Below are 15,587 nucleotides of genomic sequence, written 5' to 3' on the forward strand. Positions count from 1 at the left end.
AAAGACTCCCTCTTTAGAGAATTATTGTAAACTTAAGCTATTCAAACAACTCTGTCAATCAAGTAATTATAGCATAAGTTTAGCTATAAATCAAAGAACTGAACTTTAAATAATATATTCTGTAAAATATGATACTGTATTTGCCATTCTTCTAATAATATATAATTTAACTTAAATATAAATATGTAGAGAATAAATTGTTAATATACACTAAAATACCCCAAAAATAATTTAAAAATTATTCTTGGGGTGATATATTTGAAACATAAGATTTATATACTTTAATAAATTATATCAATTTCTCTAAAGTTGGTTCTACGTCAAACGTAAATTTTAGTTCATTGTATTCTTTAAGTGCTTTTTCATCTTTTTCTTTTTTCTTAATCGCTCTAATCATAAGGTTTTTAGGAGTATCAAGAGGTGAAATATACTCTACAACTGAAGTATCGTACCCTCTGGCTTCAAGCATCAATGTTCTCATACCATCCGTAATAAGATCTGCAAATCTCGCTTTAAAAACACCATGTTTAATTATAGGTTCTAGGGCCTCATATTTGTACTGTCCAAGTAACTCCTTGTGGCAACATGGAACTACAACTATTGCTTTTGATTTAGCCCTTATACCTAGGCCAATAGCCATATCGGTTGCAATATCACACGCATGCAAACTTATAACTAAGTCTATTTCCCTGTTTGGAGTGTAGTTTGTAAGGTCTTCTTTTATAAAATCCATATTTTTGTATCCAAGGTTATCCGCCATTTTTTTGGAAGCTTTTATTACTGTCTCCGAATAATCTATGCCGACAAAGTAGCATTTTTTCTTCAATACTTCTTTAATATAGTAATTTAGTACAAAACTAAGATAAGACTTCCCACAAGCACAGTCTAATACAGTTATGCTATCTTTGAATTCTATTTCCTTTAAAAGTTTATCTATAAGCTCTACAAAATGGTCTATCTGGTTGTACTTTCTTATCTTATCGTTTTTAATTTTTCCGTCCTTTGTAAGGACTCCAATCTCTTTAAGTAGATCATTTGCTTGTCCGACTTTTACATAGTAGTCTCTGTTCTTAATCTGAGAGGCTGTGTACTCATCAATATTTGGCTTTACGTCTTCATTATCCATATATTTTACAGTTACTTTTTTGTTATCTCCATCAATAAGTACTGTCGTCCCTCTTTCAATATATCTAAAACTAATTGAATCGTAATTCTCAGATTCTATAGCTATATGCTTTAACAAATCTTCAAAAATAAATACATCGGTCTTACCTTTAAAATTAAATTTGTACTTTCCATTTTGATCTTCTCCGACACCTGTAAATGCCTTTGTCCCAGACTTAAATGTAACTTCAAGTTTGTTGAAAAAATCTTTGTTTTCACTATTTCTTTGACTTATACCCATAAAAAACATATTTAGTTTTGCTATATTCTGTTTATTCACGAATACTCCCCCCTTTTTGTGTAAAATCAATACGTTCTAATAATTTACTTTTTCTTTGTCTATTTATTTTATTTTTATTTGCATTTTATTTCGATGCTGTTCTATCTAATTTTTGCTTTATTTATCAGTTATCTATCTTTTATTTCATCTTCTATTTTATATATTAAATCATTTATTTGATCGCTAAATTTTTTCACTTTTTCATCTGATGAATCCAAGTAATCAGTAACCTTCGCTATATACTTAGGATTTTTTGAATCAACAAGTTTAAGTGCATTATCCATCGACTTTTCCCTAAGTTCGTAGGTTTTTTGCATATACGATTTTGCACTTTTAAGTTCTTTTTCATATTTGTTCTCTGACAGTTTAGGAATATCCATCTCTCGATAAAATTTGGCCAGTTCCTTACATTTATCTCGTGCGTCCGTTATATCTTTCTTTACCATTTTTATATTAGATAGGCTACTTGCTACATTTTTAGTGTAAGGTAGACATTTTTGCATAGGAACTAACGCAGTTTTTTCTACTGAGAAGACCTCTTTCCTAAATCGTTTTATCTTTTCTAGATCAGACTGTCTAATTTTTTTAATTTTCTTGTCTACTTTATATTTATTACTAGAATTTGAATTCTGCTTACTTTCACTAGATTTATTTTTATTAGCCTCAATTGCAGTATTTTTATCTGTATTTACAACAAATTTACTGCTCTCCTCGCTGTCCTCATCTAAATCATCTTCTAACTCATCATCAAAATCATCAGATTCTAGAGTATCGTTGTTTTTTAACTCTGATTTTTTGTATACTTCTTTATCTAAATTTGAACTCTCTTCTTCAAGGCTATCCTCTTTAGAATTATCGACTTTATAATTATTATCTTTATCTATTGAATCTACACTGCTGTAGTCTATCATCCCATTGTTATTGACCTGAACTTCTACTGCTCTGTATTTCTCCATTGACTCTTCAATTCTTTTAAGCCCACTCATATATATATTGCTGATAACTATCAACGTCATAAGCACTACATAAATACTACTATAAACTAATGATCGTTTTTTATTTTTGTAATTTCTAAATAAAATAACTAACGGAATCAGATATAAAAATATAAAAACTAATATCCACCTCATAAATCACTTCTCCTTTTATATTCATATACCTTATAGTATTTACCAAGTTGTGATTTATTAATCCTTTACATAACTTTTATTAATTTAAAATCAGTATAGTCACATGATGCAAGTGCATACTCTACGCCATTTCTAATTCCTTTAAGCCCCATCTTAAACGACTCTTCTCCGTGTAGATGCCCATAAAGTACTTTTTCAACACCGTACTCTTCGTAAAGGCTTGTAAAAATTGAATCTTCTAATCTATCATTTGTCGGTGGATAGTGAACGCACATGATGAATTTTTTGTATCCTCTTTTTTTAGCAGCCTCCAATGATAGTCTCAGCCTATGTTCCTCTCTCAGATAAATCTTATGATCGTTTTCATCAAATTTTACATCGTTTGGACAAATCCAACCTCTACCACCGCAGATTGCATAATCCTCGTATGTATAGAAATTAGTATGTAAAAATTTCATGTCATCGTAAAGTTTATTTAAACCTGTAACCGTAGTCCACCAGTAGTCATGATTTCCTTTTATAAAAATCTTCTCTCCCGGAAGTGTGTCGACTAAATCGAGGTCGGACCTTGCCTGAGCTAAGTTTATTCCCCAAGAAGTATCTCCAAGCACAACTACAGTATCCTCGGCAGTTACATTTTCTTTCCAGCTCGCTATAATTTTTTCCATATGCCCATTCCAATTATCACCGAATATATTCATCGGCTTATCTACAGATGTTGAAAAATGCAAATCACCTATTGTGTACAGACTCATTTTTTATCACATCCCTTAAAAAATAGGCTGTCCCGTTTTAGAAAAGCTTTTCTAGTTGAGACAACCGTATTTGAATTTGTTATTTTATTCACTTATTTTACCATCTATGCCATCAATCCTATACTGCTGTAAAAGCCTGTCTATTTCTCTTTTAAGCTCTAATATATAAGTTATATCATGCTCTTGTTGAGTTTTATCGAGCCTTCTTTGATATTGCATAGCCTTATGTGTTTCTCCTAGATCATACAATTCTTGTATTCTATTTAAAGTATCTCTCATAGCTATAGATTTCATCTGATACATAGCCTGAGCATTCATAATGTCTCCTCTAATTTCGCTCATCTCTTGATCCAATAAAAAAGCTGCATCAGATGCTCTTCTAAGTCTTTCTGCCAATGTGTCCGGTATATAATGATCATATTTATATTTAAGTGAGTGCTCTATTGTAGCCCAGAAGTTCATTGCAAGTGTTCTTATTTGAATCTCGCATATAATTTCTTTAGATCCAGCAATAGAGTTAATTGGATATTTGATTATAACATGGAAACTTCTATAACCGCTATCTTTATAGTTAGTTATATAGTCTTTTTCACCTATTATAGTCATATCATTCCTTGCTTTTATCAAATCAATAATAGCATATATATCTTCAACAAATTGGCACATGATTCTAATTCCAGCTATATCATCTAACTCAGTCTCAATGTTTTTAATATTTAATCTCTTCACCTTTGATATTATTGATGAGATCTTCTTAGTTCTACCGGTCACGAATTCTATAGGGGAATAATCACCTTTAGCCAAAAACTCTTTTCTTATATTTTTAAATTTAATTTTCAACTCTTCCACAGCATGATCGTAGGGAGCTAACACTTCATCCCACTTTTCATATTCCATCTTGTTCACCCTTTATTACTTTTTTTTCAGCCCTTTCTATTTTAACATAATCTTTTTAAATTTTGTATTCATTACCCCATAAATAAATCTACTATTTTAAACCTATATAAACAAATTAATCATAAAAAATAATCTTATTTCACAAATAATCTTTTGATTCTATTGATAGTTCTAAGTCTAATACTATCATCTTTAGAAATTTTTATTTTAATGCTATAAGCATTATCTATATCTATTATTGTTTCTATAAAATATTCCACTATTCCTCTATCTTTAAATTCTACATTTATCAGCCCTCTTCTGTATATTTCAGAGTCTAAAATCATAGCAGAATCCGCAAATTCAAGCCTTTCAAATTTACTCAAATAACGATCTTCGGGTTTAAAATCATAACAATAATTAATTTTGAAATTTGTAACACCTTCATTAATTTTAAAACCATATCTAGAATTGATAAGGTCACTGTACTTATTATTCCTTTTAAGTACAGTGGACAAATTAGATTCATAGTCATTCTTGTCCCAATGCCCAAATATCCTACAGTTAAGAGGTCTAACTTCATAAATTGAGCATCTCAGATCTCCATCTCTAAATGGACATGGTCTCTTTTCTTTATATTCTAAAAAATAATAATCTATAATTTTATCTAAAGATCTTTTTCTGAGGTCTTCTCGTGTATATAGATAATTATATATATTTAAAAATTCAATTAAGTTTATACCAACCGATTCCATGCAACAATTACCACAACCAGTACATATACCTTTTGGCAGACTTGAGTATAGATTATCTAGTTTTGTAAACATTTCTTTATTATTTGAGTAATCAATACCTTCTAAAATTTCTTTTTTTTCAAACTTAGACATTCAAATTAACTCCTTATATTACATCCGTTATTATACTGTACCTTAATAATTGTAGCACGTATCAAACAAATATTCTAGAGGAAAAGTTAGTTACAAACACTAATTGCTATAGATAAAATAGTAGCTTTTACTGGACATACTGATTCATGTATTCCACATTTATTGCGACTTTTCCCGCCTGTAGGCACAAAAGACATTTTATTAATCTCTCTATATTGAATATTTCCACTTACTTTTAATTCATTGGATACATCTTTAGTTTGTTTAATATTATCTTCAAATTCATCTACAATTTTATTATCCTATATTATAAATTTATTGCTAAAACAATTACAACGCTTTTTGATAAGCGAGTTACATATAATTTAAATTAATTTTAAATTATAAAGTATTAGCATGTACAACTTTTTAACGTTATAATATAAGTATAATCAATATGGATATAATAATTGTAATTTATTAAATGATAAAGGAGTTATTAGTAATGGTAAGATACACAAAAGTAATAACATTTATGGGAAGCTATTATACGAAAGATTTTTTAAAGGAAAAAAAGGATATAATCAAGGTTAGAGAAGTCAAAGAAGATACTGTTAAAAAGTTCTTTTTACAAGGTGACTGTGAAGTTTTAGTTGTATTTGAGGATTCTGGTAAACAAATAGTTGTGGACGACTTTTCTCCTGAAGAAGAAATTAAAAAATACCTAGGACCTTCTTTCATCAATAAGAAGAGAAAATAGACCTGATTTAAACAACTAAAAATAGGTAAAAAATAAGGGGGCCTTAATAGGCCCCTGTTTAACTTATTTTTTAATTATAAACTTTATATGATCATTTGTCAACCGAATTTTCTGAATATTCCCAACAATTTACTTCACTAATCGACAACTTTTATTTTTATTCACCATAATATACTTTTAGGTATATATCCTTCAGTTCACTCATCAATGGATATCTTGGATTTGCACCTGTACACTGATCGTCAAATGCTTGCTCCACCATTGGATCTAAATTATCTAAGAATTTTTTTTCATCTATATTCAGCTCTTTGATAGTCTTAGGAAGGCCAACTGTTTCTTTAAGATCATCTATAGCTTTTATTAAATTATCAACTTTTTCTTGGTCATCAGCCCCAGCTATCCCTGCAAATGAAGCGAATTCTGCATATCTCTGTAAACAGTTTGGATACTTGTATTGCGAGAATGCCCCCATCTTATTCGGAGCTTCTGCGCAGTTAAATTTAATAACTTCATTTATTATCAATGCATTTGCAACTCCATGTTGCACATGGTGGAATGCACCTAGTTTATGCGCCATAGAGTGGCATATTCCCAAGAACGCATTTGCAAATGCTACACCTGCCATTGTAGATGCCATAGCCATTTTCTCTCTAGCTTCTGGATCGTTTTTACCATTCTTGTAAGCACGAGGAAGATACTCAAATATTATTTTCGCAGCTTGCAGCGCCATGCCATCTGCCGGTTCTGTTCTAAGCATAGACACATATGCTTCTAAAGCATGTGTAAGTGCATCTACTCCTGATGCTGCTGTAAGTCTTGGTGGCATCTCCATCATTAAATCTGCATCTATTATAGCCATATTCGGCATTAACTCATAATCTGCAAGAGGATATTTTATACCTGTATTCTCATCAGTTATAACAGCAAAAGGAGTTACCTCTGATCCTGTACCTGATGTTGTTGGAATAGCTGCAAAATATGCTTTCTGACCCATTTTAGGGAATGTATAAACTCTTTTTCTTATATCCATAAATCTCATAGCAAGGTCTTGGAAATCAACTTCTGGATGCTCGTATAGAACCCACATTATTTTAGCAGCATCGATTGCGCTTCCTCCACCTAGAGTTATGATTAAATCTGGCTCGAATTCAGCCATAGCCTTAGCACCTTCTCTTGCACAAGAAAGCGTTGGGTCTGGAGCAACATCAAAGTATGTAGTGTGTCTTATTCCCATATCATCTAGTAGCTTCGTAACGCATTTTGTGTACCCATTATTGTAAAGGAAAGAATCTGTTACTATAAAAGCTTTCTTTTTGCCTAGAACATCCTTAAATTCTCTAGCTGCTACACCTAAACTTCCCTTTTTGAAGTAAATCTTTTGTGGAGCTCTAAACCAAAGCATATTTTCTCTCCTCTCAGCCACTGTTTTGATATTAAGTAAGTGTTTAACCCCAACATTTTCAGAAACTGAGTTTCCACCCCAAGAACCACAACCAAGTGTTAGAGAAGGAGCTAATTTGAAGTTGTATAAATCACCGATTCCACCTTGAGATGATGGTGTATTAACTAAAACCCTACACGTTTTCATTGCTTTTATAAATCTTTCTACTTTTTCAGGTTGATTTACTGGATCTGCATATAGTGATGATGTATGACCAAGTCCTCCATCTTCAACCAATTTTTCAGCTTTTTGAATTGAGTCTTCAAAACTCTTTGACTTGTACATAGCAAGAACTGGAGAAAGTTTTTCATGGGCAAACGGTTCCTCAACATCTATAGATTCAACTTCACCTATTATTATTCTTGACTCTTTAGGTATATCTACCCCCGCCATTTTTGCTATCACATGCGCCGGTTGACCAACAATTTTAGCGTTTAGTGTGCCGTTTAGTAATATCACTTCTCCAACTTTTTGAGTTTCTTCTTTATTTAGGAAGTAAGCGCCACGATATTTAAATTCTTTTTTAACTTCTTCATAAATTTTTTCTGGAACTATTACTGATTGTTCTGACGCACATATCATACCATTATCAAATGATTTAGATACTAGTATCGAACTAACTGCTGTCTTTATGTCAGCGCTTTCATCGATTATAGCTGGAACATTTCCTGGTCCGACCCCTACTGCTGGCTTACCTGAAGAATACGCTGACTTAACCATTCCAGGTCCACCTGTTGCTAATATAAGATCAACTTCACTCATGATAGTTGTTGTAATTTCTAATGATGGTTCATCTACCCACCCAATAAACCCCTTTGGAGCCCCAGCTTCTACTGCCGCATCATGTACTATTTTCGCTGCCTCGATAGTTGATTTTTTTGCTCTAGGATGTGGAGAAAATATTATACCATTTCTTGTTTTTAAAGATATTAACGACTTAAAAATAGCTGTCGATGTTGGATTTGTTGTAGGTATAACTGCCCCAAGTACTCCAACTGGCTCTGCTATTTGTGTAAATCCAAATGTTTTGTCTCTTTCTATTACACCACATGTTACAGTATCTTTGTAGGCATTGTATATATATTCTGAAGCAAAATGGTTCTTAATTACTTTATCTTCAACAATACCCATACCTGTTTCTTCATATGCCAGTTTTGCAAGATAGATTCTATTTTGGTTTGCTGCTGTAGATGCTGCTAAAAATATTTTATTGACTTTCTCTTGGCTAAATGTAGCAAATTCTTGTTGAGCTTTTCTGATTTCAGCAATCCTAATCTTTAAACTCTCTACACTATTCACTAAAACTGGGCTAACTTCTTTTACTTCTTCGGACTTAACCTCTGCTTCTACAACCACTTCTTTACTTGCCATGAAAAATTCCTCCCCAAAAGTTCTTGTATTTTTTGTCTTGATTAGTCTTTTTGCTTTTTTGTAAAATTTATTTTGTTGTATTTTATAATGAATTTTTGAGCTATACTTTGCCTGAAAATTAAATGTCGTTTGAAACTGAATTTCTATTAGATAGTCTAGGGACTATTTTTGAATAACTTTTGAATTGATTTTAAACTGCTATTGAACTACTTTTGGTGTTTCTAAAACTAATTCTAATTATTCGTAAGAGTCTTGTCAAGATAATTTTTGTAAAATTTGAACTAGTTTTAAAATTCACAATTTTTAAATATTTAACAAGCTTTTGAAAAGAATTTAAAATATTATTAGATATATTTTTTGAATTTTCTCATATTTTTAACTTATTTTTAACTTATTTTAAAATGTGTTTACATTAATTTATTAAATGATTTTATTTTTTATACCAATCTAGGCACCATTTTTGATATAATAAAACTATTGAAAAGATATATATAATTGAAAGGGGAAATACCATGGATATACTTATTTTTGGACATAAAAATCCAGATACAGACTCAATATGTTCGTCACTATCGTTGACATATTTAAAAAACAAATTAGGATATAAAGCTACTGCTTGTGCATTAGGCGAAATTAGAAAGGAAGCTCAGTTCGCTCTTGACTATTTCAAAGTAGACGCACCCAAGATCATAGATGGTGTAGGATCTGATGATAATGTAATCATCGTAGACCACAACGAATATGGACAAAGTGCAGATGGATTAGAAAAGGCTAACCTTCTAGAGATAGTAGATCATCACAAACTTGGAGGAATCTCAACTAGTGTTCCTATATCTGTAAGGCTTATGACTGTTGGATGTACTTGTACAATAATTTACAACATGTTTAAAGAAAACAAAGTTGAAGTACCTTATGAAATAGCTGGACTTATGCTATCTGCTATACTTTCAGATACACTATTATTCAAATCACCTACAACTACTGAACTTGACAAGATAGCAGGAGAAGAATTAACTAAAATAGCTAAACTTGATATGGAAAAATACGCTATGGATATGTTCAAAGCTGGAACATCTTTAGACGGACTAAGTGTTGAGGAAATAGTAAATATGGATTTTAAAGAATTTGATATGAGTGGTAAAAAAGTTGGTATAGGGCAAGTCTTCACAATGGATATAGATTCTATATTCGCTAAAAAAGACGATTTCCTAAACTATATAAACTCAACAAATTACGACATGTTAATACTTGCTATTACAGATATAATTAAAGAAGGTTCATATTTAATATACAAAGGCGAAGATACTGTAATCTCTAAAGCATTCGATGTAAATGCAGGACAAGGAGTATTTGCTGAAGGCGTTGTTTCTAGAAAGAAACAGCTAGTACCTAATTTAACAGATGCTATATAAGTAATTTAACACTAATTAAATAAATAGTTTTTTATTAGAAGCTTTTTTATTTAAAACGGATATATGTTTTTATTATAATAAATAAAAAAGTAACCACAATCGATGGTTACTTTTTTTATAGATATTATTTTATAATTATTCCTTGACCAGCTTAGCTGGTGTATCTAAACTGGTCTCTTTAATATTCAATGCTTGTAATTATGTTTTTAGGATTTATTGTCTCACCATTATTGTAAACTAAATTTCCAAAAATGTAAATAGTACATTATGGTAGTTTATTACCAAAACTAAAATTAGATTATACTACATTTTTTCCACTTCTGGATAATCAATTCCGAATGTATCTACAGTAACTTTTTTCATAACTTGTGGAGATTTGGGTCTATCAGATCTATCTACGTTAGTTGTAGCAATTTCATCTACTACCTCTATACCCGATGTCACTACACCAAATCCTGCATACTGTCCATCAAGATGCGGAGAATTTTGGTGCATTAAGAAGAATTGAGATCCTCCTGAATTTGGCATCATAGTTCTAGCCATAGAAATTACCCCTCTATCGTGCTTTAAGTTGTTAGTAAATCCATTTCCAGAAAACTCACCTTTTATAGCATAACCTGGTCCTCCAGTTCCATTACCATCTGGGCAACCACCTTGTATCATAAAGCCTTCTATCACTCTGTGGAATCCTACTCCATCATAATATCCTTTATTTACCAATGAAATGAAGTTATTAACTGTGTTTGGAGCTATATGTGGATATAACTCTATTTCTATTTTCTTTCCATTTTCCATTTCTATAGTTACTATTGGGTTTTTATTTTCCATACTGTATACCTTACCTTTCGTTATAAGTTTTGCATTATAAGATTTAATTTTATCTATGTAATATAAGATAATTATATATCAATTATATCCATCTTTGCTATATTTTTACCAATTTCATATCCTTCAAAGTATTTAGTTTTACAAAAACCTTCTTCAAATCTAAAGGTATCCTTTGGTCCAAATTCCTCCTTAGGCTTTACAACCACTATGTTATCTTTAGAAAAAACTTCTTTTAGACTATCTGGTACAACATAGTCATATCTCATAGTTATTAAAATAATTTTATCGACTTTTTCATCTACTAGGGGTTGTAAAAGTCGATTATTTAATAATCCTCCATCTAATTTATACCCATCATACAATCCTGAAACTATGTTTTTTGAAAATTCTTCTCTAAAACCTTGACTCCCATTTGGAGTATACGGATATAATGAACTATATTTTACTCCCTCGAGGCACTCTTTTTCAGATTTATCAACAAGATTTAATACTACCTCTCCTGGTTTTTGGTCATTTACTTCCACATAATTAATATAAAAATTTGAATCCATCTTGTTTTCTTCACAATATAAACCTTCTAATCTCCTCATCAGAGGTGAGTTATCAACAGTATTATCGATTATTTTTACCTCATCACCTTCTCCAGTAGCGAAGTTTTTCCACATATCCTCCATTTTTTCTATGTTTCCTGTGAATAAAAAATATCCATTTACTGCGCCGATTGAAGTCCCAGAAATTGAATGGTACTCTCTAATGCCCCCATCGTAAAGCCCTTTTATAACTCCCGCTTGGTACGCTCCCTTGGCTCCTCCACCTTCTAAACATAATCCTAATTTCACTGCATCCACTCCCTTTCTGAAAAATTATAATGAATAAAGTGATCTAAATGTTTTGTATATATCGATATAGTCTTCCATACATCCCAGTTCTCTTATTGAGTGCATTGAAAGTATTGGGCAACCAACATCCACTGAAGGTATATCTAGATGTGTTGATGATATTGGCCCTATTGTACTTCCACCTCTCTCATCAGATCTATTTACAAATTCCTGATATTTAACATCCGCACTCTTACAAATATTTTTATATACAGATGTAGAATACGCATCACTTGTATATGCTTGATTAGCATTTATTTTTATAGCCGGACCCCCACCCATAACTGGCCTATTAGTAGGATCGTGCTTGCTAGCCATATTTGGATGTACCGCATGTGCCAAATCTGCTGATATCATATAAGATGAATATATAGCTTCAAAAAATTCTTCTCTATCTTTTCCTAATGATATACAGATTCTTTCAAGTATATTTAGTAACATATTTGAATCCGCACCCTGTTTTGTAGAACTTCCTACTTCTTCATTGTCAAAAATAGATACAACATTTATGCCTTTTCCAGATCTTGCTTCAATAAGAGATTTGATGCTAGTATACGCCATTGATAAATTATCTTGTCTTCCAATAGAAATAAATTCGTTGTTAGCACCCATAATGCATCCCTTTTCGAACTCATATAAAAATAAATCAAAGTCTATAATATCTTCAATATCTACATCGAGCTCTTTAGAAATTTCTTTTAATAAATAATTATCCTTTTCTAAATTATCATTTAATATACCCACTAAAGGCAACATATCGACTTGTTTATTAAATTTATATCCATCGTTTACACCTCTATTTAAGTGAATAGCTACATTAGGTATTATACACATAGGTCTACCGAAATTTATTATTTTTTCAACTGGGTTTAAAATCCCATCATCAGTATTTCCTCCACTTAAAACCACTCTTCCCGCTATGGATAACGGTCTATCAAGCCAAGTGCTTAAAATCATGCCCCCATAACCTTCTGTATTTAGCTTAAGGTAAGAATTTTCTACAGACATCTCTGCATTTGGTTTTATTCTAAATGTAGGTGAATCAGAATGAGATCCAATTATCTTAAAACCTTCCTCCTCAATATTTTCGGAATTTATACTAAAAGCTACTATTGCAGATAAATTCTTTGTAACATAGTATTTACCGCCCTCTTTTACACTCCATTTTTTGTTTAATTGAAGTTCTGTAAATCCATTTTCATCCAGCTTACTTTTCACATTTGCAACAGCGTGAAAAGCAGTTGGACTACTGTAAATAAAATCAATTAGCTCGTTTGATAAATTATCTAATTCATTCGATAATATATTATTATTCAATTCAACCACTCCTTTTAAAATTATAACTATAAAATATCTAAAGTCGTGTACTCCTTATTTATCTTTTTGATTCCCTGCTGATCAAATGCTATAGTCAACTCAGATCCTATCATAGAAACTACAGTACCCACTCCAAATTTAGGATGGTGAACTTTTGACCCCAGTTTTATATCGTCAATATCAGTTTCCTTACCCGAATCTTTTACCGTAGCATTAACTTTACTCGCAACTGCCGTTCTATTGACATTATTCATGTACTTTTTAGTGTACTTGTCTAGCATATTGTAGCTGGCCTTTGAGTAAGGCAATTCACTGCTTGAAGAGTATAATTTCTCTATACATTCCTCAGGTAATTCTTCCATAAATCTCGATGCCACTGATACATTCGTCTTACCGTATAGAGTTCTTCTCTTAGTAAGGGTCATGAAAAGTTCTTCTTTAGCTCTCGTTAATCCAACATAGCAAAGTCTTCTCTCTTCTTCTATATCCGATTCGTTCATAGATTTTATGGCCCTAGAGATAGGGAAAAGCCCTTCCTCCATACCTGTTAAAAACACAACTGGGAACTCTAACCCCTTAGAAGTATGAATTGTCATAAGAGAAACCCTGTCATCATCCTCTTCCTCAGATACATCAGAAGTAAGGGCAACGCTAGTCAAAAATGTTTCTAAAGTTTTATCCTCGTAGTTTTCATCAGTGCTGCTTTCAAATTCTATAGCAATAGATATAAACTCCATAAGGTTATCAATTCTATCTTGAGCTTCCTCACTCTTACCTGACATAGACTCGGTGTTTTTATCTCTAGTTTCAATAAGCTCGTCCATATATCCAGTAGTATCCAATACCTTTTCAATAAGCTTGCTCACTGGATAAGCCTCTTTTATAGTTCTAAGTGTTCCTATTATATCGATAAATCCACTTATAGATGCCTTTGCTTTAGTAGATATATCTGAGTTTGTATCTATATCAAGTAAAACAGAGTAAATACTCTCTTGCTTTAGACTGGCTCTATCTTCTATTTTCTCAATAGTTCTAAGTCCTATACCTCTTCTAGGAACATTTATAATCCTTTTTATCGATATATCATCCTGTGGGTTTTGAATTACTCTTAAATATGCAACCAAGTCCTTAATCTCTTTTCTCTCGTAGAACTTAGTGCCTCCATATATGTTGTATGGAATTTGACTTCTATTTAAGGCATCTTCAACTGCCCTCGCCTGCGCATTAGCTCTGTAAAGAACTGCGAAATCATTGTACTTTCTCTTTTCTTTTCTGTATATTTTGGCAATAGAATCAGCAATAAACTCAGCTTCATCAAGTTCGCTATCTGTAAGTTCTATCTTAATTAGCTCTCCATCTTTTTTCTCACTCCAAAGTTTTTTTCTCTTTCTTTCAATGTTGTTTGAAATAATCTTATTGGCTGCATCAAGTATTACCTGAGTCGATCTGTAGTTTTGCTCTAGCTTAACTACATGAACATCATCATAATCTTTTTCAAACTCAAGGATATTTTTTATATCCGCACCCCTCCAACCATAAATACTTTGATCATCATCTCCGACAACACATATGTTTTGGTGCTCTCTAGCTAGTGCTTTTATAAGCTCATACTGTGCCTTACTAGTATCTTGATACTCATCGACCATTATATACTTGAATCTACTCCTATAATAGCTAAGAACGTCTTGATTTGTTCTAAATAACTCAACTGTTTTTAATATAAGATCATCAAAGTCTAAAGCACTATTTCTCTTTAAACGGTCTTGATACAACGCGTATATTTCCGCAACTTTAACCATCCTATTATCAGCAATATTAGCATCTTTAAATTCTTTAGGTGACATTAGTTTATCCTTTGCGCCTGATATAGCACTTATGACACTTTTAGGTTCAAATACTTTATCGCTTAAGTTTAATTCCTTTAAACAATCTTTTATAAGCGTTACTTGATCTGCACTATCATATATAACGAAACTTCTATTGTAACCGATTTTATTTATATCTTTTCTAAGTATTCTCACGCAACAAGAGTGGAAAGTACTAATCCACATATCCCTTGTATCTGTCTCTATATTTTGTTCTACCCTTTCCCTCATCTCATTTGCAGCTTTATTTGTAAAAGTTATAGCAAGTATATTCGGTGCTTGTACCCCTTTATTTTCAATAAGATATGCTATTCTACTCGTCAGAACTTTTGTTTTACCAGATCCAGCACCAGCAAGAATAAGAACAGCTCCTTCGGTCTTTTCAACTGCTTCTCTCTGCGCAGGATTTAATGTATCTAAATTCATATTATTCCCCCTAAATTAAAGTCATAAATATATTCTAATGCAAAACAGAGATTTCTTCAAACTCTATTCCTGAAATCTTCTAAGAATAAATCTATTTAATATATTTTATTCTTGGAAATATAATCCTTGTATAGTTGAAATAGGAATAGTGCTATCTCAAAGCATCCTATCATGCACGAGATAACACTACTTTATATACAACTTATCTTTTATTTAAT

General features: G+C 31.7%; 12 protein-coding genes. 2 read left to right on the forward strand and 10 right to left on the reverse strand.

The window, feature by feature from the left end; translation table 11 throughout:
- Positions 1 to 289 precede the first annotated feature (289 nt).
- From T473_RS0101810 to T473_RS0101830, 5 genes are all read right to left on the reverse strand, one after another.
- Positions 290 to 1,444, reverse strand: a complete 1,155-nt coding sequence (locus T473_RS0101810; protein ID WP_024620365.1) for a class I SAM-dependent methyltransferase — start codon at positions 1,442 to 1,444, stop codon at positions 290 to 292.
- Between the two features lie 128 nt (positions 1,445 to 1,572).
- Complete coding sequence (locus T473_RS0101815) at positions 1,573 to 2,574, reverse strand: hypothetical protein (protein WP_024620366.1); 1,002 nt, start codon at positions 2,572 to 2,574, stop codon at positions 1,573 to 1,575.
- A 65-nt stretch (positions 2,575 to 2,639) separates the two neighbouring features.
- A complete protein-coding gene (locus T473_RS0101820; protein ID WP_024620367.1) occupies positions 2,640 to 3,329 on the reverse strand; it encodes a metallophosphoesterase in 690 nt (229 codons plus the stop codon).
- An 84-nt stretch (positions 3,330 to 3,413) separates the two neighbouring features.
- A complete protein-coding gene (locus tag T473_RS0101825; protein ID WP_024620368.1) occupies positions 3,414 to 4,226 on the reverse strand; it encodes a GTP pyrophosphokinase in 813 nt (270 codons plus the stop codon).
- 134 nt (positions 4,227 to 4,360) lie between these two features.
- The gene (locus T473_RS0101830; protein WP_024620369.1) at positions 4,361 to 5,092 is read right to left on the reverse strand and encodes a YkgJ family cysteine cluster protein; all 732 of its coding nucleotides are present in this window, start codon (positions 5,090 to 5,092) and stop codon (positions 4,361 to 4,363) included.
- A 484-nt stretch (positions 5,093 to 5,576) separates the two neighbouring features.
- Here T473_RS0101830 and T473_RS0101835 point away from each other — a divergent pair, with 484 nt between their 5' ends.
- On the forward strand, positions 5,577 to 5,831 hold the full coding sequence (locus T473_RS0101835) for a hypothetical protein (protein WP_024620370.1): 255 nt from the start codon (positions 5,577 to 5,579) through the stop codon (positions 5,829 to 5,831).
- A 157-nt stretch (positions 5,832 to 5,988) separates the two neighbouring features.
- Here the strand turns inward: T473_RS0101835 and adhE are convergent, their stop codons facing one another.
- Positions 5,989 to 8,643, reverse strand: coding sequence for a bifunctional acetaldehyde-CoA/alcohol dehydrogenase (gene adhE, locus T473_RS0101840; protein WP_024620371.1), 2,655 nt, complete (start codon positions 8,641 to 8,643; stop codon positions 5,989 to 5,991).
- 512 nt (positions 8,644 to 9,155) lie between these two features.
- On the opposite strand from adhE, the gene T473_RS0101845 reads away from it, so the two are divergent.
- Positions 9,156 to 10,055 carry a manganese-dependent inorganic pyrophosphatase gene (locus tag T473_RS0101845; RefSeq protein ID WP_024620372.1) on the forward strand — a complete coding sequence of 300 codons (900 nt, stop codon included), beginning with the start codon at positions 9,156 to 9,158 and terminating at the stop codon, positions 10,053 to 10,055.
- A gap of 303 nt (positions 10,056 to 10,358) precedes the next feature.
- Here the strand turns inward: T473_RS0101845 and T473_RS0101850 are convergent, their stop codons facing one another.
- The 4 genes from T473_RS0101850 to T473_RS0101865 form a co-directional block, all read right to left on the reverse strand.
- Complete coding sequence (locus T473_RS0101850) at positions 10,359 to 10,883, reverse strand: peptidylprolyl isomerase (RefSeq protein WP_024620373.1); 525 nt, start codon at positions 10,881 to 10,883, stop codon at positions 10,359 to 10,361.
- A gap of 71 nt (positions 10,884 to 10,954) precedes the next feature.
- Complete coding sequence (locus T473_RS0101855) at positions 10,955 to 11,722, reverse strand: patatin-like phospholipase family protein (RefSeq protein ID WP_024620374.1); 768 nt, start codon at positions 11,720 to 11,722, stop codon at positions 10,955 to 10,957.
- Positions 11,723 to 11,746: 24 nt separating this feature from the next.
- The gene (locus tag T473_RS0101860) at positions 11,747 to 13,078 is read right to left on the reverse strand and encodes a M18 family aminopeptidase (RefSeq protein WP_024620375.1); all 1,332 of its coding nucleotides are present in this window, start codon (positions 13,076 to 13,078) and stop codon (positions 11,747 to 11,749) included.
- 26 nt (positions 13,079 to 13,104) lie between these two features.
- On the reverse strand, positions 13,105 to 15,369 hold the full coding sequence (locus tag T473_RS0101865) for an ATP-dependent helicase (RefSeq protein ID WP_024620376.1): 2,265 nt from the start codon (positions 15,367 to 15,369) through the stop codon (positions 13,105 to 13,107).
- Positions 15,370 to 15,587: the final 218 nt, after the last annotated feature.

The sequence above is a fragment of the Clostridioides mangenotii TR genome (assembly GCF_000498755.1).
Taxonomy (GTDB): domain Bacteria; phylum Bacillota; class Clostridia; order Peptostreptococcales; family Peptostreptococcaceae; genus Metaclostridioides; species Metaclostridioides mangenotii_A.